This is a genomic window from Pseudomonas ogarae, assembly GCF_014268695.2.
Classification (GTDB): domain Bacteria; phylum Pseudomonadota; class Gammaproteobacteria; order Pseudomonadales; family Pseudomonadaceae; genus Aquipseudomonas; species Aquipseudomonas kilonensis.
The window spans coordinates 2,753,319-2,772,268 of the sequence record NZ_CP077086.1; the positions used below are offsets into that span (position 1 = coordinate 2,753,319).

General features: G+C 55.9%; 14 protein-coding genes. 12 read left to right on the forward strand and 2 right to left on the reverse strand.

Annotation, left to right across the window (positions count from 1 at the left end):
* Window positions 1-43: 43 nt before the first annotated feature.
* From nosR to HU749_RS12270, 6 genes are all read left to right on the forward strand, one after another.
* The gene (gene nosR, locus HU749_RS12245) at window positions 44-2,233 is read left to right on the forward strand and encodes a transcriptional regulator NosR (protein ID WP_025214364.1); all 2,190 of its coding nucleotides are present in this window, start codon (window positions 44-46) and stop codon (window positions 2,231-2,233) included.
* 77 nt (window positions 2,234-2,310) lie between these two features.
* Window positions 2,311-4,248 carry a TAT-dependent nitrous-oxide reductase gene (nosZ, locus tag HU749_RS12250; RefSeq protein ID WP_186651976.1) on the forward strand — a complete coding sequence of 646 codons (1,938 nt, stop codon included), beginning with the start codon at window positions 2,311-2,313 and terminating at the stop codon, window positions 4,246-4,248.
* A 29-nt stretch (window positions 4,249-4,277) separates the two neighbouring features.
* Window positions 4,278-5,570, forward strand: a complete 1,293-nt coding sequence (locus HU749_RS12255; RefSeq protein WP_025214362.1) for a nitrous oxide reductase family maturation protein NosD — start codon at window positions 4,278-4,280, stop codon at window positions 5,568-5,570.
* The gene (locus tag HU749_RS12260; RefSeq protein ID WP_060613715.1) at window positions 5,567-6,490 is read left to right on the forward strand and encodes an ABC transporter ATP-binding protein; all 924 of its coding nucleotides are present in this window, start codon (window positions 5,567-5,569) and stop codon (window positions 6,488-6,490) included. The genes HU749_RS12255 and HU749_RS12260 overlap by 4 nt, the downstream gene beginning before the upstream one ends.
* Window positions 6,487-7,317 (forward strand): ABC transporter permease, encoded by an 831-nt coding sequence (locus HU749_RS12265; protein ID WP_025214360.1) that lies wholly within the window; start codon window positions 6,487-6,489, stop codon window positions 7,315-7,317. Before HU749_RS12260 ends, HU749_RS12265 begins: the two co-directional genes overlap by 4 nt.
* A 23-nt stretch (window positions 7,318-7,340) precedes the next feature.
* Window positions 7,341-7,853, forward strand: a complete 513-nt coding sequence (locus tag HU749_RS12270; RefSeq protein ID WP_025214359.1) for a nitrous oxide reductase accessory protein NosL — start codon at window positions 7,341-7,343, stop codon at window positions 7,851-7,853.
* A 69-nt stretch (window positions 7,854-7,922) separates the two neighbouring features.
* On the opposite strand, the gene HU749_RS12275 is transcribed toward HU749_RS12270, so the two are convergent.
* Together HU749_RS12275 and norR are read right to left on the reverse strand one after the other, a co-directional pair.
* The gene (locus HU749_RS12275) at window positions 7,923-8,237 is read right to left on the reverse strand and encodes a c-type cytochrome (RefSeq protein ID WP_025214358.1); all 315 of its coding nucleotides are present in this window, start codon (window positions 8,235-8,237) and stop codon (window positions 7,923-7,925) included.
* A 769-nt stretch (window positions 8,238-9,006) separates the two neighbouring features.
* On the reverse strand, window positions 9,007-10,530 hold the full coding sequence (norR, locus tag HU749_RS12280; RefSeq protein ID WP_060613717.1) for a nitric oxide reductase transcriptional regulator NorR: 1,524 nt from the start codon (window positions 10,528-10,530) through the stop codon (window positions 9,007-9,009).
* A gap of 158 nt (window positions 10,531-10,688) precedes the next feature.
* Between norR and norV the strand changes: the two genes are divergently transcribed.
* From norV to HU749_RS12310, 6 genes are all read left to right on the forward strand, one after another.
* Window positions 10,689-12,131, forward strand: a complete 1,443-nt coding sequence (gene norV, locus HU749_RS12285; RefSeq protein ID WP_060613718.1) for an anaerobic nitric oxide reductase flavorubredoxin — start codon at window positions 10,689-10,691, stop codon at window positions 12,129-12,131.
* Window positions 12,128-13,261 (forward strand): NADH:flavorubredoxin reductase NorW, encoded by a 1,134-nt coding sequence (gene norW / locus HU749_RS12290; protein ID WP_060613719.1) that lies wholly within the window; start codon window positions 12,128-12,130, stop codon window positions 13,259-13,261. The genes norV and norW overlap by 4 nt, the downstream gene beginning before the upstream one ends.
* 989 nt (window positions 13,262-14,250) lie before the next feature.
* On the forward strand, window positions 14,251-14,970 hold the full coding sequence (locus tag HU749_RS12295) for an ABC transporter ATP-binding protein (RefSeq protein ID WP_079302859.1): 720 nt from the start codon (window positions 14,251-14,253) through the stop codon (window positions 14,968-14,970).
* Window positions 14,963-16,180 carry an ABC transporter permease gene (locus HU749_RS12300; RefSeq protein ID WP_095973914.1) on the forward strand — a complete coding sequence of 406 codons (1,218 nt, stop codon included), beginning with the start codon at window positions 14,963-14,965 and terminating at the stop codon, window positions 16,178-16,180. Before HU749_RS12295 ends, HU749_RS12300 begins: the two co-directional genes overlap by 8 nt.
* Entirely contained in the window at window positions 16,173-17,648 is a 1,476-nt protein-coding gene (locus tag HU749_RS12305; RefSeq protein WP_186651974.1) for a TolC family protein, read from the forward strand. Before HU749_RS12300 ends, HU749_RS12305 begins: the two co-directional genes overlap by 8 nt.
* Window positions 17,641-18,924 (forward strand): efflux RND transporter periplasmic adaptor subunit, encoded by a 1,284-nt coding sequence (locus tag HU749_RS12310; RefSeq protein ID WP_186651972.1) that lies wholly within the window; start codon window positions 17,641-17,643, stop codon window positions 18,922-18,924. Before HU749_RS12305 ends, HU749_RS12310 begins: the two co-directional genes overlap by 8 nt.
* The last annotated feature ends 26 nt before the right edge of the window (window positions 18,925-18,950 follow it).

The following is an 18,950-nucleotide window of genomic DNA, read 5'->3' on the forward strand; positions in this document are numbered from 1 at the left end:
GCTCGACGGGTGTTTTTTCAGAGGTCGATCGCTCAGCGAATCCATGCGTGCTTCCAAACTCCCAATGCCCGGTGTCCGGCGTCCATTTCACTATGGGCTGATCATTTTGTTGTGCCTGATGTTCGATGGGTTTTTCGGATTACAGGCGAAGGATTATGGCGGGCTCGAGCAGCAGCGTGTAGAAGCCATATTTCCCGGTAGCGATGGACTTTCCGAGCCTGACGGCGAGTTCAAGGTTCGCACCATCCGCACCGGCAAAGAGGTGCTCGGTTACGTGTTCCAGAGTCAGGACGTGGTGGATATTCCGGCTTACTCGGGCAAACCGATCAACATGCAGGTCATCCTCGATACCCACGGCGTCATCCAGGATGCCTACGTGCTGGAGCACCATGAGCCGATTTTGCTGATCGGCATTCCCGTGGAAAAGCTTCATGCTTTCGATGCCAAATACAAAGGGGTCAAGGCCGACCGAAGGGTGGTCGTTGGCCGGTCCAGTGATCTAGAGGCGGTGACCGTTGATGGGATCTCCGGTGCGACGGTGACCGTCATGGTGGTCAATGAGATCATCATGCGCGCCGCGCAAAAGGTCGCCGTATCGCTGAAGCTGATCGAGGACAGGGCCGGCGCAGCACAAAAGCCCGCCACTGTGCGCCAGGACTTTTACGAACCCGCCACCTGGGAGCAATTGACCGGTAACGGCGCGGTGCGCCGGTTGAACCTGACCCGTGGCCAGGTTGATGCCGCCTTCAAGGGCACCGAAGCCGAAGGTATCGACAACGCCGCCGCCGATCAAGTCGATGACACCTTTATTGAGCTGTACATCGCCGATTTGAACCCGCCAGCCATCGGTCGCAATCTGCTAGGCGACAATCAATACCGTTTCCTCATGCAGGATCTAAAGCCGGGCGAGCAGGCCATCGCGGTGTTGGGCCGCGGCCTGTTCTCCTACAAGGGCTCGGGTTATGTGCGCGGCGGAATTTTCGACCGGGTGCAATTGCGCCAGTTCGGCAATGTCATCAGTTTCCGCGACATGGACCACCAGCGGCTCTCCGACGTGTTTGCCAAGGGCATGCCGGAATTCGATGAAATGTCGATTTTCATTGTGCGTGAACCGGCCCGGTTCGATCCGGGATCGCCCTGGTCGCTGGAATTGCTGGTACGTCGTCAAACAGGCGCAGTCAGCGGCGTGTTCAGTAGCTTCGAGCTGTCTTACCAGATGCCCGAGCAATACCTCCTGCGGCCACCGCCCACTGCCGAAGAACTGGCTGCCATCGAGGTTGCCAACCGGCCGACCTGGGTGAATATCTGGTACCAGAAAGCGTTTCAGATCGGGGTACTGTGCACGGCCCTTGCCGTGTTGATGGTGATTTTGTTCCTGCAGGACTCCTTTACCAAATACCCACGCTTCCTCCACTGGCTGCGTCGGGTTTATCTGGTCTTCACCGTGGTGTTCATCGGCTGGTATGCCCTTGGGCAGATTTCTGTGGTCAATGTGCTGACGTTCGTCCATGCCCTGTTCGAGAACTTCCGCTGGGAACTGTTTCTCACGGACCCGATCATTTTCATCCTCTGGACCTTCACCGCCGCCAGCATCCTGCTCTGGGGCCGTGGTGTGTTCTGCGGCTGGCTGTGCCCGTTCGGCGCTTTGCAGGAGTTGATCAACGAAGCCGCGCGCAAGCTGAAGATTCCGCAATACGAGTTGCCGTTCGCGGTCCATGAGCGGTTGTGGGCGATCAAGTACATCATCCTGCTGCTGCTGTTCGGCATCTCCTTGGAGTCGATGACCACTGCCGAGCAATTTGCCGAGGTGGAACCGTTCAAGACCGCCATCACCCTTAAATTCGATCGCCAATGGTGGTTCGTGGCCTACGCGGTGGCGTTGCTGGTGATCAATATCTTTACCCGCAAGGTTTACTGCCGCTACGTCTGCCCCTTGGGCGCGGCGCTGGCGATTCCGACCAAGCTGCGGCTGTTCGACTGGCTAAAACGCCGAAAAGAGTGCGGTACCCCTTGCCAGCTCTGCGCCAAGGAATGCGAAATCCAGGCAATCCACCCGGACGGCCATATCAACGCCAACGAGTGCCACTACTGCCTCGATTGCCAGATGACCTATCACAACGAAAACAAATGCCCGCCACTGGTCATCAAGAACAAGCGCAAAACGCGGAGCAAACCTGCGCCAGTGCTGGATCGCGAAGAGTTGATTCCTGTTGTGCAAGTGTTCGAGCCCTGAGCCACCTCGCTGCAAACGAGGTATCAAGACTCGATTGACCGAGCTTTTTCATATCTGCCCCCGATGGAGCAACACCCATGAGCGATAACAAGTCGAAAAGCGATCATGAAACCATGAAAGCAAAGCAGGAGACGGAATCGACCGGCCTGAGCCGTCGCGGTTTCCTCGGCACGAGTGCCGTAGCCAGCGTCGCGTTGGCCGGCGCCACGGCCCTGGGTAGCGTGGTATTCACCCGTGAAACCTGGGCGGCAGCGGCCAAGGACGCGCAATCGAAGGTCCACGTGGGGCCGGGCGATCTGGATGATTACTATGGTTTCTGGAGTGGTGGCCACCAGGGCGAAGTGCGGATCATGGGCATCCCGTCGATGCGCGAGCTGTTGCGCATTCCGGTGTTCAACATCGATTCCGCCACCGGCTGGGGCCTGACTAACGAAAGCAAGCGGATCATGGGTGACAGCGCCAAATTCCAGAACGGCGACTGCCACCACCCGCATTTATCCATGACCGACGGCAAGTACGACGGCAAGTACCTATTTATCAACGACAAGGCCAACAGCCGGGTCGCGCGCATCCGCTTGGATGTCATGAAATGCGACAGAATGCTCACCGTACCGAATGTGCAGGCCGTACACGGTTTGCGTCTCCAGAAAATGCCGCACACCAAATACGTGTTCGCCAACGCCGAATTCGTCATTCCTCACCCCAATGACGGCAGCACCTTCGACCTCCAGGACAAGAACAGCTACACCATGTTCAATGCCATTGATGCCGAGAAAATGGAGATGGCGTTCCAGGTCATCGTCGAGGGCAACCTGGACAACACCGATGCCGACTACACCGGCAAGTATGCGGCTTCGACTTGCTACAACTCGGAGAAGGCCTACGACTTGGGCGGCATGATGCGCAACGAGCGCGATTGGGTGGTGGTATTCAACATTCCGCGCATCGAGGCAGCGATCAAGGCCGGCAAGTTCATCACGCTGGGCGATTCGAAAGTGCCGGTGGTCGACGGTCGTAGAACCGAGGGCAAGGACAGCGCATTCACCCGTTATATCCCGGTGCCGAAGAACCCGCATGGCATCAATATGTCGCCCGACGGCAAGTATTTCATCGCCGCCGGCAAGCTTTCGCCGACCTGCACCATCATCGCCACCGCCAAGCTGGACGATCTGTTTGACGACAAACTCAAGGAGCCGCGTGACGCGGTGGTCGGCGAGCCAGAACTGGGTCTGGGTCCTCTGCACACCACCTTCGACGGTCGCGGTAACGCCTACACCACGCTGTTTATCGACAGCCAGGTGGTCAAGTGGAACATGGACGAAGCCGTTCGCGCCTACACCGGCGAGAAGGTCAATTACATCAAGCAAAAACTCGACGTGCAGTATCAGCCTGGCCACAACCATGCCTCGCTGACCGAAACCAGCGAGGCCGACGGCAAATGGCTGATGGTCCTGAGCAAATTCTCCAAGGACCGCTTCCTGCCGACTGGCCCGCTGCACCCGGAAAACGATCAGTTGATCGATATCTCCGGCGACGAGATGAAACTGGTGCACGACGGCCCGGCCTTCGCCGAACCTCACGACTGCGTCATGGCCCGTCGCGACCAGATCCGGACCAAAAAAATCTGGGATCGCAACGACCCGTTTTTCGCCGAAACTGTAGCGATTGCTGCCAAGGATGGGATCAAGCTGGAAACCGATAGCAAGGTCATACGCGACGGCAAGAAAGTGCGTGTGTACATGACCTCGATGGCCCCGGCCTATGGTCTGCCGGAGTTCACCGTCAAACAGGGTGACGAGGTCACGGTGACCATCACCAACATCGACAAGATTGAAGACGTGACCCACGGTTTCGTCATGACCAACCATGGCGTGAGCATGGAGATCAGTCCGCAACAGACGGCCTCGATCACCTTCATCGCCGACAAGGCCGGCCTGCATTGGTACTACTGCAGCTGGTTCTGTCATGCGTTGCACATGGAAATGGTCGGCCGCATGCTGGTGGAGAAAGTCTGATCGTTGCCTATCGTCAGGAGCGCAGGCCAATGACCCCATTCAAGCCAACCCCGATGAAGGTCATTGTGCTGGCGTCGCTGTTGACAGGTGGCAGCGCGCTGGCGGCAGTACAACCCATCACCACGCTGCCGTTGAAGCTGGACGCCGAGCAACGCTGGCACCTGCCGGCGGGGGAATACCGCGGCTCGTTCAGTGTCGATCAATCGATGCAGATTATCTGTGAGCCGGGCGCGGTGATCCAGAGCGAGGGGCAGGGCAACGCTGTGTTCATCAGCGCTCCCGACGTGCGGATCGAGGGCTGCACATTGCGCGACTGGGGGCGCGACATGACGGCCATGAACTCAGCGATTTTCATCGGTCCCAAAGCCCAGGGTGCGGTGATACGCAACAACCGCATGAAAGGACCAGGCTTCGGCATCTGGGTGGATAGCACCCACGACGTCAGCCTGATTGACAACGATATCGAAGGCGACCCGAGCATTCGCTCCCAGGATCGCGGCAATGGGATTCATCTGTATGCCGTGCACGGCGCCAAGGTTATCGGTAATCACGTGCGACAGACCCGGGACGGGATCTACATCGATACCTCGAACGGCAACCTGCTGCAGGGCAATACTTTGGAAGACCTGCGCTATGGCGTGCACTACATGTACGCCAACGACAACCAGTTGCTCGGCAACACCACCCGCCGGACACGCACCGGTTATGCCTTGATGCAGAGCCGCAAGCTGACGGTGATTGGCAACCGTTCCGAGCAGGACGAGAGCTATGGCATCCTGATGAACTACATCACCTATTCCGAGCTGCGCGACAACTTCGTCAGCGACGTGCGCAGCGGTTCCGCCGATGGCGGTATGGTCAGCGGTGCCGAAGGCAAGGCGCTGTTTATCTACAACTCGCTGTTCAATGTCATCGAACACAACCACTTCGAGCGCAGTGCCGTGGGCATTCACCTCACCGCAGGCTCCGAAGACAACCGGATCGCCGACAACGCCTTCGTCGACAATCAGCAGCAAGTCAAATACGTCGCCACCCGCTTGCAGGAATGGTCGGCCGAGGGGCGGGGCAATTACTGGAGTGATTACCTGGGTTGGGATCGCAATAACGATGCGGTGGGCGACGTGATCTACGAACCCAACGACAACGTCGACCGTCTGCTGTGGCTGTATCCGCAGGTCCGTCTGTTGATGAATAGCCCGAGCGTTCAATTATTGCGTTGGGTTCAGAGCAGTTTCCCCGTGACGAAATCACCGGGGGTAAAAGACAGTTTCCCCCTGATGAACCTTCCGACGATGCCCCAAACACAGCGGCCGACCTTATGATCGCCGTCGAAATCGAAGAGGTCAGCCAGCGTTACGGCAGCATGACCGTGCTGCACGATCTGACCCTGAGTCTGGGCGAAGGCGAGGTGCTGGGCTTGTTTGGCCACAACGGTGCGGGCAAGACCACGGTGATGAAATTGATCCTTGGCCTGCTCAAGGCCAGCGCCGGCCAGGTGCACGTACTTGGCTGCCGACCCGCACAAGCCGACGTGCGTCGCCAACTCGGTTACCTGCCGGAAAACGTGACGTTCTACCCGCAACTCAGTGGCCGCGAAACTCTGCGGTATTTCGCCCGCCTCAAAGGAGCCGCCCTGACGCAAGTGGACGATTTGCTCGAGCAGGTCGGGCTTGCGGGGGCCGCAGACCGTCGGGTGAAAACCTATTCCAAGGGCATGCGCCAGCGTCTGGGCCTGGCTCAGGCGGTGCTCGGCGAGCCGCGCTTGTTGCTGTTGGACGAACCCACGGTGGGGCTGGACCCGATCGCTACCCAGGATCTTTACCTATTGATCGACCGTCTGCGCCAACAGGGCGCGAGCATCATCCTTTGCTCCCATGTGTTGGCAGGTGTCGAAGCGCATATCAACCGTGCGGCCATCCTGGCCAATGGCTGCTTACAGGCGATCGGGAGTCTGTCCAGACTGCGTGAAGACGCCGACTTGCCGGCGCGGATCCGGGCCAGTGGTCTTTGCCGACGCGAGCAATGGTTGCAGCGCTGGAATGCCGCCGGGCACACCGCCACAGCGGTGGGCGGCAACGGGATCGAGGTGATGGCTGTCAATGGCTACAAAGTTGATCTACTGCGCCAGTTGTTCCACGAGGATCAACCGCAGGACATCGAGATACTGCAACCGTCCCTCGAAGACCTCTATGGCTACTACATGAGTCGTGCGACCACTGGCACAGAAGGCACCCAGCCATGATGCAGATCTGGAGTATCGCCGGTAAAGAGTTCAGCGACGGGCTGCGCAATCGCTGGCTACTGGCTATCAGCCTGTTGTTCGCCATTCTGGCGGTGGGTATCGCCTGGCTCGGTGCGGCGGCTTCCGGGCAAGTGGGCTTCACTTCCATTCCGGCCACCATCGCCAGCCTCGCCAGCCTGGCGACGTTCCTGGTGCCGCTGATTGCCTTGCTATTGGCCTATGACGCGATCGTCGGCGAGGACGAGGGCGGGACGCTGATGCTGTTGCTGACCTACCCCTTGGGGCGTGGACAAATCCTGTTGGGCAAGTTTGTCGGTCACGGTCTGATCCTGGCGCTGGCCACGCTGATCGGATTTGGCTGTGCCGCCGTGGCCATTGCCTTACTGGTCGATGATGTCGAGTTGGGAATGCTGTTCTGGGCGTTCGGTCGCTTCATGGTCTCCTCCACGCTGTTGGGCTGGGTGTTCCTGGCGCTGGCTTACGTGCTGAGCAGCAAGGCCAGCGAAAAATCCAGCGCAGCCGGAATGGCGCTGGGGGTGTGGTTCCTCTTCGTGTTGGTGTTTGACTTGGCGCTGCTGGCGTTGCTGGTCCTCAGTAAAGGCCGGTTCAACCCGGACCTGTTGCCCTGGTTATTGCTGCTCAACCCGACTGACGTCTATCGCTTGATCAACCTTTCCGGTTTCGAGGGCAGCGGCAATGCCGTCGGCCTTATGGCGTTGAGCAGCGATCTGCCGGTGCCGGGTTCAATGTTGTGGGGCTGCCTGCTGCTTTGGGTCGGCGTTCTGTTGCTGTTGGCTTACTGGATGTTTCGCCGTCGGCTGACCTGATTTTCCAAGCTCGGGAGATTCAAATGAACACTTGGTACCTAACCGGGGCCCGTGTCCTGGTCGTCATCATTACCAGTTTGGTATTGGCGGCGTGCAACGATCGCGCAGAGGAGAAGCAAACCCTTGGACCCGTGGCCTTCCATCAGAGTGACGAGTGTCATGTCTGCGGGATGGTCATCACCGACTTTCCGGGCCCCAAAGGTCAGGTCGTGGAAAAGGGCACGATCAAGAAATTTTGCTCCACTGCGGAAATGCTCGGATGGTGGCTTCAACCGGAGAATCACCACACTGAGGCAAAATTGTATGTGCACGATATGGGGAAAAGTGCATGGGAGAAACCCGACGACCATTTTCTGATTGATGCAACCCAAGCCTACTATGTCGTCGGCACTCAGCTTAAAGGTTCCATGGGTGTAGTTCTGGCGTCATTTTCCGAGGAGGCCACCGCACGCAATCTGGCCAGCGAGCAGGGCGGCAGGGTGTTGCGTTTTGAGGATATCGATCTGGCGCTTTTACAGCAAACCCCGACAATGTAGTCGAGCGACCCGGTTCGCAGAAGAGAGCGGGCTCGCTTCTGCGGTGTGGGTGTTTTTTATTGGGCTCTCTTACTTCAGCGTCAGGATCCAGTCGGCCAAGGTCTTCGCTTCTTCGTCGGTCACCTGGTTGGCCGGCATTGCGATTGGCCCCCATTTGCCCGTACTGCCTTCTTTGATGCTCTTGACCAGGGTTGCCGATGCGTCGGCTTGGCCAGCGTATTTGGCCGCCACTTCCTTGTAACCTGGACCGACCATTTTGGCGTCGACCATATGGCAGGCAACACAGGTTTTGCTCTTGAAGAGCGCCTCGCCATCAACGGCTTGAGCTGACTGCAACGTCAGCGCGGCACTCAGGGCCAGCAGTGGAACCAGAATCCTTTTCATCAGTGTTACCTCAGACTACGAAGCAGATTCGAAACGACCCGCTTCCGGTTTATTCAACAGGCATCGCATTGAATATTATTAGGGTGAATTTATCGGTACTCACATTCTTCATGTGCTGTTGATTGTCGGTGGGGAGCCGAGTTGTGGAAAAAACGCTCTTTTCACCTTTATTAGATTTTTAGATTTGCCATTTTGGGCATTCGTTCAATTTTATCAGGATGTATTGGAGGGTGTGTGGTTAATTGTCGCCAGTGGATAATTAACTGATGCATGCTAAGTGTGTCGTATTCGCAATACCCGGGGTTGAGTGCTGATTAATTATCTTCATGGCCCTTCCTTTAAGTTTGTGTTGTGTAAGTCGCTAAAATATAATGAAATTAAAATAGGGCGTGGAGGATATGCTGGACGTCAGCAAAGCCCTGTGTGCGCTCGGCAATATATCCGGGTTGATTAATTAAAAATAGGTTCTCGAAAAGAAAGAAAACATCATTGAGGTATGGCTTTGCTGAAATGATTGTTGCTGTGACTATGAGGAGCTCGGAGTCAATCATATCCACCCGCCCTTGCCACCCCATTCCTCCCGTAGGAGGCTTCTGGGTGCAACCGCTAAATTAAATCGAGTTCTGCAGGGCGCGCCAAATATCGGCGGAGTCCGGGTAGGAGGTGCTGGAGCATTGCCGGTGTCGGTAGCGGGCCTTGACTGACCTGCAATCGGCCAGTCGATCAATGCTTGGTTCTGGTTGAATTGAGCCCTGATCGGCCGTGAGTGTTATTTCAAACCAAGCCGCTTCGCCAGTCGGTGCAGGTTAGCTACGTCCATATCCAGCATTCGAGCACAGGCAGACCATTTCCTTGCGCAATTATTCAGCGTGTTATCAATCAGCTGACGCTGGAAGTCATCCGTCGCATCCCGCAGACCTTGGTCAACGCCGAGGGAAGGAACATCCAGAGCAACAGGCGGCGCCACCATCTGCTCGGGAACTTGATTGAAATGCTGTGCTTCAAGCAGCAGCTCGTCACTTTGCTGGGTCGCACGGGCAATGATCGTCGCCCGATAAACAGCGTGCTCCAGTTCGCGAACGTTTCCTGGCCACGTGTACTGCTTGAGCAACGACAGACAGTTGGCAGCCAAAGCCACCCGTTTCAATCCCATGCGTTCCCGGCTCTGCTCGCAGAAAAAACCCGCTAGCAACGTGATGTCCTGATCACGCTCACGCAGTGGTGGTACATGCACAGGGAATACGCTTAAACGGTGGAACAGGTCTGCACGGAACCGATTGTTCAACACCTCCTGCTTCAGATCACGATTGGTCGCGGCAAGCACCCGTACGTTGACCCGCAAGACGTTATCGTCACCAACCCGTTGCAGGTCGCCGTATTGCAGTACCCGCAACAGTTTTGCTTGCAGATTCAATGACAGTTCACCGATTTCGTCGAGAAACAGTGTGCCGTTATCAGCCATTTCGAACTTGCCGGTGCGATGATGGATTGCACCGGTAAAAGCCCCTTTGACATGACCGAACAACTCACTCTCAGCCACTGATTCCGGTAGCGCAGCGCAGTTCAGATAAACCACAGACTGACCTGCGCGTGATGAACCTTCATGTATGGCCTTGGCGACCAGTTCTTTGCCGACTCCGGTTTCTCCAGTGATCAAGACGTTCAGGTCGGAACCTGCCACCATTTCGATCTCTCTCTTCAACTGTCGCATGACTTCGCTGAGCCCGACCATTTCGGTGCCGGGTTTGCCCGCCGGGATATTGCTGATGGAGAGAGGCGTAATTGTCTGACTTTCCAGTTGCTCCACCAGCAATGCATTGGCCAAGGCAGCAGAAGCGAGGGCTCCCACAAGTCGCAGCTCTTCGTCGCTGAAGTGATCAAACTGTGCCGGGTCCATGCCATCGATCGTCAACGCACCAATCAGTGTCTGGTCCGCGAACAACGGCAATCCGATGCAGGCATGCACTTTGAGGTCCTGCCGGCTCGGTATCAGTCCGTCATAGGGATCAGGCAAATGACTTTCTGCCGGAAAGCGCACCACGTCACCGGCGCGAGCGATGGCTTCCAGTCGCGGATGCGCATCAAGGCTGAAGCGACGTCCCAGAACATCCGGTGCCAGGCCGTCAATCGCCAGCGGACGGAACTGTCGCTGTTCATAACGCAACAAGGCAGAAGCGTCGCAACCCAGCAATTGGCGCAAGGTATTGATTAGACGTTGAAAGCGATCCTGATGGGAAATGCCGCTTTGCAACTGAATAGCGATGCGCGCCAAGGATTCAACGGACAGACTCATGTTTTGTCACTTTGACAATGATTAGTCATAAAGACAGTAAACGGGTAATGTCATATTGACAATAGTTGTTTTATTTTTCCTTTAAAATCAATGTCTTATTATCTGGCACGAACATTGCCAACTTCGGTGTAGAACATCATTTTTTACCGAGGTAGGTTATGTCAATTCACGTCAAGAACAATATCCATTGGGTCGGTCAGCGCGATTGGGAAGTACGGGACTTTCATGGCACAGAATACAAATGCCACAAAGGTAGCAGTTACAACAGCTACCTGATCCGGGAAGAAAAGACCGTACTGATTGATACCGTCGATCACAGGTTCAGCCGGGAGTTCATACAGAACCTGGCGATGGAAATCGACCTGAACACGCTGGACTATATCGTCATCAATCATGCCGAAGAGGACCATGCAGGGGCGCTGACAGAGTTGATGTCGCTGATCCCGAATACGCCGATCTATTGCACCGCCAATGGCGTGGACTCGATCAACGGTCATCACCATCATCCAGAGTGGAATTTCCACGTTGTACATACCGGCGACACCCTGGATGTCGGTAATGGCAAACAGCTGGTTTTCGTGGAAACTCCGATGCTGCATTGGCCGGACAGCATGATGACGTACATGACCGGTGATGCCGTATTGTTCAGTAATGACGCCTTTGGCCAACATTACTGTGACGAACACTTGTTTAATGATGAAGTGGATCAAAACGAACTGTTCGATCAGTGCCAACGCTACTATGCCAACATCCTCACGCCATTCAGTCGCCTGGTCATTCCTAAGATTACTGAGATCCTCGGGTTCAACCTGCCGGTCGATATGATTGCGACCGCGCATGGCGTGGTGTGGCGTGATAATCCGACGCAGATTGTACACCGCTATCTGGAATGGGCAGCGGATTATCAAGAGGACCGCATCACACTGTTCTACGACACCATGTCGAACAACACCCGCATGATGGCCGATGCCATCGCACAAGGCATTCACGACGGCGATCCGCGTGTGGCGGTAAAGATTTTCAACGTCTCGCGCCACGACAAGAATGAGATTCTGACCAACGTGTTCCGCTCAAAAGGTGTTCTGGTGGGCTCGTCCACCATGAACAACGTCATGATGCCGAAAGTCGCTGCCCTGCTGGAGGAAATAACCGGTCTGCGTTTTCGTAACAAAAAGGCTTCGGCGTTTGGCAGTTACGGCTGGAATGGTGGGGCGGTGGACCGTATCCAGACGCGCTTGATGGACGCTGGTTTTGAAACCACATTGGCGCTCAAAGCCAAGTGGCGGCCAGACGGTGACTCGCTTGAGGTTTGCCGAGCTCATGGCCGTGAAATCGCTCGGCAATGGGCGCTGCATCCATCGACGGATGCACATGTCGCACCCGCCGCAGCCACCGCAACTGCCCAGGCAGAACCGAGCGCGGACAACGGCCTGCGTATGCGGTGCAGTGTCTGCCAATGGATTTATGATCCCGCGATCGGGGAGCCGATGCAGGATGTGCAGGCCGGTACGGCCTGGTGTGATGTGCCTGATTACTTCCTGTGCCCGGAATGTTCACTGGGTAAATCGGTATTCGATGAGCTGGCTTCGGAGGCGAAATGAACAAGGAAATTGTCATTGTGGGCTCCGGCTTCGCGGCTCGTCAGGTGGTCAAGAACTTGCGCAGGCTCGATGCAGCGGTGCCCATTCGGTTGATCGCTGCAGACAGTTGCGATGAGTACAACAAGCCCGACCTGAGTCACGTCATCAGTCTCAATCAGACAGCGGACGACATGACTCGTCAGTCTGCTGCGGAGTTTGCCGAGATGTATCGGTTAACCCTTAATGCCGGTTGCCAGCTGACTGCAATAGATCGCGTAAACAAGCGTATCAGCGCCGGTAGTGAGGCATTCAGCTACGACAAACTGATTCTTGCCACGGGTGCGCAAGCCATCGTTCCGCCGATTCCCGGACGGGAGTGGCTGGTGACTTTGAACAGTCAGCAAGAATACCGTCATGCACAACATGCTCTGAGAGCGGCAGAGCGCGTACTGATTCTGGGAGCCGGCTTGATTGGCAGTGAACTGGCAATGGATGTCAATCGTGCCGGAAAGCAAGTGGTACTGATGGATAAGTCCTGCAGCCTGCTGGCATCGTTGCTGCCTGTTGAGGTGAGTAGCCGCTTGCAGCATCGGTTATGCCAGATGGGGGTGGAAATGGTGTTCAACCAGGCTTTGGAATCCATTGAAAAGAGAGACGATAGCCTGTTGGCGACTTTGTCCAATGGCCGGCAAATCACCACCGATGTGATCATTGCCTCAATCGGATTGAAACCTGATACGACGTTAGCGGCGCAGGCTGGCCTACGGGTTGATCGTGGCATTGAAGTTGATGAACGCATGTGCACCTCTGACCCACACATATTTGCCGTTGGCGATTGCGCGCAAATCCAGGGCAAGCTGCTGCCGTTTCTACAACCCATTCAGTTAAGCGCCATGACCCTGGCGAGTAATGTGCTTGGTGGCGATGAGCAAGTGAAGTTCCCGGCGATGCTGGTGAAGATCAAGACCCCAGAAATGCCGCTGCACCTGGCCGGAGAAACCAACCGGAAGGACTTGCAATGGCAGATCAACCTTGAGGCACAGGGGCTGGTAGCCAAAGGGCTGGACATGGCAGGGCAGCTACGGGCGTTCGTCGTCAGTGAAGACCAAATGAAGCAGGCCTTTACATTACTACGGCAACTCTCGTTGTAAATAAAATTGGCAGGGCTCACCCGGATCGACCAATCGCGCTGAGTGTTTTGTTCTTCCTAGACTTATTATCGACGTCAAGTCTGCAATCGCCAGATCGGCTTTGAGTAATTGACGTTAGACCGTCTTGCCGAACAAAAGCCGGACTTGTGTGATCGCGACTTGTATATCATGCAACCGGCCTTGACCTGCGTTGGCATGGTTTACTATCAAGAGTTCCCGAGCAAAATGCAGCTGTACCGCTTGATGTGGGCCTCGTCAGCCTTCGAAAACAGGAGAGCACAGTTCTAGGCCTAGGCTAGGCCGAACGGGTTGCGTTTCGTGCCGGGGGTGGCAGAAGGCGCGGATGGAGCAGCAGGTTCTTGTTTGGTTCGGTGGGTTCCGAGTTTCATCATCACCCTAGCCGCTCAATTCCTCAATCGTTGAGCCAGCGCAGCGCCATAAAGTTCTGTGTACTCATCGAACACGAGCCGCGCCCACTGGTTTTGGGAATGTATTGAGGTTGGGCGCGGTCAGGCGTTGCATCATGTTATTTACCGTTCTGGTAGGCTCACCGTTCGTAACGGCGGCGCGCGTTCGTCCAATTGGCTACGGATGTAATCCAGTAGCGCAGCTTGGAATAAACCCCTTTTTGACCGTTGAAGTACTTTAAAAACAAGTCCAAAATTAAGTCTTTTCCTGCTCCGGCAAGAAAAGAAACCCCTTATATTTCAATGGGTCGGACGCCAGATACGAGTCTCGTTTCCCGCTCCAAGATTCAGAAAAAAGCCACTCAGATGAGTGGCTTTTTTTCGTGTTTGGGAAATGCCTTCACTCATGGCGATGGGATATCGAAGCGAGTGGGCGCCTCGCCAGTGCGATGGGGGGATGCTTTTTCCTTCTTTCCGATTTTTGTGGTAAATACACTCGCCTCAAGAAGTGCATCCCCCTGATGTGTCGCTTCGCGAAACCTCTGGTCAGACGGCTGGATCAATGGAGAAAAGAGGTTCGGCATGGAGCCACAGTCGACACATACACTCATCGCCATGAGCGATGTCTGCCAGTCTTATCCTATGGCGGGGCACAACATGCCCGTTCTGCGCGATGTGACGCTCAATATTCGACGTGGGCAAACGTGCGCTATTCTCGGTACATCCGGTTCCGGCAAAAGCACGCTGCTGAACATCCTCGGACTGCTTGACCGTCCGGTGTCTGGCCAATTCTGGTTCGCTGGCCGCAACATGATCGAGGCGACGGCTGACGAGCGCGCTCAGCTACGCAACCGTGAGATCGGTTTCGTGTTCCAGAGTTTCAATCTGCTTCCTCGTCTGACTGCGCTCGATAACGTTGCCCTGCCTCTTTTCTATCGGGGCTTTACGCGCAGCGAAGCGCGTGAATGCGCGCGGGCCCAGATAGCACGTGTGGGGTTGGCCGATCGAGCTCATCATCGGCCCGCCGACCTATCCGGTGGGCAGCGTCAGCGTGTGGCGATTGCGCGAGCCTTAGTGGGCAGTCCTTCATTAATTCTTGCCGACGAGCCGACGGGTAACTTGGACCGTTCAACGGCCCATGACGTGATAAATCTGCTGCTCGGCCTCAACGATGAGAAAGCTGTGACACTAGTCATGGTGACTCACGATGCGCAGTTGGCCGAACGTCTTGAGCGCTGTTTTCAGGTACAGGACGGGATTCTGAAAGAATCTGCGAGCAGACGAGCGATGACGGATGCTTGAAGGTTCGCTTCATCGTCAAGGTCCGGGCCATCTGCAAACACTGATTGAGTCCCTAGACAGCCTGCGCCTCTTGGGACGGCGTTCGTGGTTGGCGATGCTGGGCATTGCAGTTGGCTGCGCGGCGATTGTTGCGCTGTTGAACATCGGTCAGAGCGCCGCGAATGAAGCGATGACGGCTTTCAAGGGGATGGGGGCAGAGAGCATTGTGGCGTCGTTTCCATTCTCGCCGCTCAACAGTCGAGCGCTGCCGCCCACGCTTGACACTCGCTCGCTCCTGAAAAAACTCCCTGCCATCGCCCAAGTGGCCCCAACGACATTTCATTCTGGTCAAGTTCGTTACGCAGGGCGAACAGTCGACGCGGTGGTTTTGGGGACGACCGGAGGATTAGCCGAAACCCTGGATCTCAAACTCGCTCAAGGACGCTTTATTTCCGATTTCGATCAACAGGCCACCTACATCGTCGCAGGGGCCAAGGTTGCTCATGAGTTGGGAATCGGTGTACCGGGCAGGCCGCTGATTGCGGGTATGCAGCTTCAGATCGAAGGGTATCTGTTTGAAGTGATCGGTATTGCACGACCTCAGGCTCCGAACCCCTTGATCCCGATTCAGGTAGATGAAGCGTTGTTTATACCGATAGAGAGCATGAGGCGGCTTCAGCCGTCTCCACAACTCAGCAGTGTGATTGCCAAGGTGCGCGATGGTGCAGTGATCGCGGAAAGCGCACAGGACTTACGTACTTATCTGGAAGAAGTGCTCAAGGGTCATGACGTTGAGGTTCTCGTGCCACAACAGCTGATCGACAGCCTTACCCATCAATCCAACACATTCTCCTATTTGCTGGCCGGTCTTGGGGGGATTTCCCTCCTGGTCGGAGGGGCCGGCGTGATGAATGTGATGCTCATGAATGTCTCTGAGCGTCGTCGCGAGATTGGCGTGAGAATGGCCCTCGGTGCCCGGGCACGCGACATTCGAATGTTATTTCTTCTGGAGGCGGCCTGTTTGTCAGTGACGGGCTCACTGGTCGGGGCGGCTGTCGGACTGCTTTCAGCTTTTTTGTTCGTATGGTTTTCAGGGTGGCGATTTACCTTGGCCATTGAATCTCTGCCGCTGGGAGTGGGAAGCTCCTTGTTTATCGGCCTATTCTTCGGCCTCTATCCCGCCGTTACCGCGTCTCGCCTGCAACCGGTTCAGGCCTTGCGAGATGATTGAGCACAAGAGATTTTCGATCTTGCTGGGGCTGCTGTGGACGCTATCTGCGTCGACGGTGTTCGCCGCGCTCGCGCCGTCTCAGGCATCGATGCCAGGTACCCCTGTGTCGTTGCGGGCTGAAACAATCAATCTGACGTTGGCCGATGCTGTCTATCTGGGGTTGCGAAGCAACCGCTCCATCCGTAGTGCCTACCTTGAGCGTGTTGCGCAGAAGTTCGATTTGCGCGTCGCAGAGGACCTGTTCACACCCAAGTTGGTATTGAGGGGTGACTATCGGGGTGAGCGCAGTGAAAGCGATGGTTCACGCTATCGGCAGTTGTCGCCAACGACCACTCTGTTGGGGGAGTTCGGTACACGGCTAAGTCTCTCTTGGGCCAATCAGTTGACCGATAGCAATAATGACGGGCGTACCCGCAGCGATGGTGCGACGTTTACGCTCATACAGCCCTTGCTTCGGGGGGCTGGAGTGGAGGTCACGACAGCGCCGATGCGTTCAGCAAGGCTTTCCGAGCTGACGAACCGTCTTGCCTTGAAAGCGGCGGTGGCTCAAACCGTCACGCAAATCATCACGTCTTACCGGGACGTACTTCGCGCGCAAGAGCAGTTGCGTATCGCGACAGAGGCATTAAGCCGTTCACAGCAGTTACTTGACGTCAACAGAGCCATGATTACTGCCGGCCGTATGGCTGAATTTGAGATTGTGCAAACCGAGGCCGACTACGCCACTCAGGAGCTGGGTGTTCAAGAGGCCCAAAACCAATTGGATGCCTATCGCCTGGAGTTGCTTCAGCTTTTGGCATTAGGACTGGAGTCGCGTATTCAGGCGGTAGAAACACTGGATGCGACGCCTGTTCAGCTCAGTCGAATGCAGGCGCTGGATACTGCGTTGGAGCAGCAGCCTGCTTACCTTGGGCAGTTGATCGCACATGAACAAGCCAGCATCAACCTGGCGGTCGCCCGCAATAACCAGCTATGGGATGTCTCATTGGTCGGCGGAGCAAGCCAGGTCAGTGACCGTTACCCTGATAGAGAGGGGCAGCGTTCGGATCGTCGCTGGGAGGGCTATGCGGGGCTTCAGGTTGAGATTCCGATTGGCGATCTTAACCGTCGACAGGAGGTGGTTCGTGCTCAGGTGAATCTGGAGAACCAGGGGATTGAGGCAGTCGAGGCTCGACAGACGCTTGAGCGAGATGTCACGAACGCGGTACGCACGGTCGGCACGCGCTGGCGCCAGTATGAAATTTCATTGCGTGCGCGGGATCTATCGCGCCGAAAACTTGATATTGAACGACAAAAATTACAGGTCGGTCGCTCCAGCAATTTTCAAGTCATCAGTTATGAGACTGATTTTCGTAACGCACAAAATACGAGCCTTGATGCGCTCATAGCCTACTTGAATGCAAGAACGCTGCTGGATCAGGCATTGGGCACCACATTGTCGAGCTGGGATATTGCCCTTAATGATTAAAGAAATCGGATTGGCTTGTCGGCGCAACGTACGTTTGCTCCTAATGGCGGCTTGTATGGTGATGGCGGTCGTTGCGGTGGTGATTGCAATATCTCGGCTTCCTCAAGAGCAGGTCGCGGCGGCCAGTTGGCTCAAGGTGGACTATCAACCTTTGGAAAATCGACTGGGACTTGTCGGACGTATTGAGGCTGCGATGCAACAAACCATGTCGTCACCTTTCGAGGGGCTTGTCGCGGAGGTTGCGGTAAAAGAAGGTCAACGTGTTGAGCGTGGACAACGCCTACTGAGCCTTGATACGACGCAACTGGATATCCAGTTGCGTTCCGCCTTGGCTGAGCAGTTGATCGCCAGGCGCAATGTGTTGGAAGTCGAGAGCTGGTCTCAGGGGCAGGATGTCGCTCGGGCAAAACGGACGCTTTCCAGCGTCCAGTCCACCTTGGCAGATAACGAACGCCGATTGGTAGAAACCAAAGTTCTTCTTGATCAGGGCATTGTGCCGCGAATGGAGTTGGAGGCAGTTGCGCAGCAGGTCAGGTCGCAACGGCTAGATCTGTCGGCTGCCCAGTCGGAACTCGGCGAAGTCTTGAAAAAAGGTGGCGAAGAACACCTTCAGATAGTCCGGATGCAATGGGCCAACGCTCAGTCACGTTATCAATCACTGCTTGAGCAGCAGGCACAGCGAGAAGTGCTCGCACCGTTCGCAGGCGTGGTGATCCGTTCTCGTACGCCTCAGGGAAGTGGCGCTAATCTGCCGTTTGTACAAAAAGGCCAGCGTGTCGGTCAAGGCGTTCCCTTGTTCGAGTTGATCAATATCGAGCAGGTGCAGGTTGTCGCACGGGTCGAGGAAAGCGATGTTCACCAACTCCGTGCGGGGCTGCCGGTGGAAATTACCGGTGATGGTTTCGGTGGCATGGTGCTGCATGGTCAGATTGAGAGCGTCGGTGTACAGGGGGTCGATGCGCAGGCCACGTCTGGTGGCGCATTTTATGAGGTGATCGCCTCTATACAGGGTATCGCGAGTGAGCAACTGCAGCGATTGCGACTTGGTATGAGTGCGAGGCTGCAAATTGTCACCTATCACCGTGATCGTGGTCTGGTGGTGCCGCTTGAGGCACTGTCTAGCGACAGCCATGGGCAATCTATTGTGACTTATCGCCCTACCTTGTCTGAGAGAGCAAATCAGGTGGTCGTAAAGACAGGGCGGGCCATGCCTGGTGGCATTGAGGTAGAAAATCTGGCGCCGGGATATGTTGAGTTGAGATCCTCGCTATTTTAACAAAATTGCTAGGGTTAGTATTTGAA

Coding starts and splice junctions, on each gene's coding strand:
- norR (WP_060613717.1), bottom strand. CDS start 10,530: ATGAGTCTGTCCGTTGAATCCTTGGCGCGCATCGCTATTCAGTTGCAA.
- HU749_RS12275 (WP_025214358.1), bottom strand. CDS start 8,237: ATGAAAAGGATTCTGGTTCCACTGCTGGCCCTGAGTGCCGCGCTGACG.
- HU749_RS12310 (WP_186651972.1), top strand. CDS start 17,641: ATGATTAAAGAAATCGGATTGGCTTGTCGGCGCAACGTACGTTTGCTC.
- HU749_RS12305 (WP_186651974.1), top strand. CDS start 16,173: ATGATTGAGCACAAGAGATTTTCGATCTTGCTGGGGCTGCTGTGGACG.
- HU749_RS12295 (WP_079302859.1), top strand. CDS start 14,251: ATGGAGCCACAGTCGACACATACACTCATCGCCATGAGCGATGTCTGC.
- HU749_RS12260 (WP_060613715.1), top strand. CDS start 5,567: ATGATCGCCGTCGAAATCGAAGAGGTCAGCCAGCGTTACGGCAGCATG.
- HU749_RS12300 (WP_095973914.1), top strand. CDS start 14,963: ATGCTTGAAGGTTCGCTTCATCGTCAAGGTCCGGGCCATCTGCAAACA.
- HU749_RS12270 (WP_025214359.1), top strand. CDS start 7,341: ATGAACACTTGGTACCTAACCGGGGCCCGTGTCCTGGTCGTCATCATT.
- norV (WP_060613718.1), top strand. CDS start 10,689: ATGTCAATTCACGTCAAGAACAATATCCATTGGGTCGGTCAGCGCGAT.
- HU749_RS12265 (WP_025214360.1), top strand. CDS start 6,487: ATGATGCAGATCTGGAGTATCGCCGGTAAAGAGTTCAGCGACGGGCTG.
- HU749_RS12255 (WP_025214362.1), top strand. CDS start 4,278: ATGACCCCATTCAAGCCAACCCCGATGAAGGTCATTGTGCTGGCGTCG.
- norW (WP_060613719.1), top strand. CDS start 12,128: ATGAACAAGGAAATTGTCATTGTGGGCTCCGGCTTCGCGGCTCGTCAG.
- nosZ (WP_186651976.1), top strand. CDS start 2,311: ATGAGCGATAACAAGTCGAAAAGCGATCATGAAACCATGAAAGCAAAG.
- nosR (WP_025214364.1), top strand. CDS start 44: ATGCGTGCTTCCAAACTCCCAATGCCCGGTGTCCGGCGTCCATTTCAC.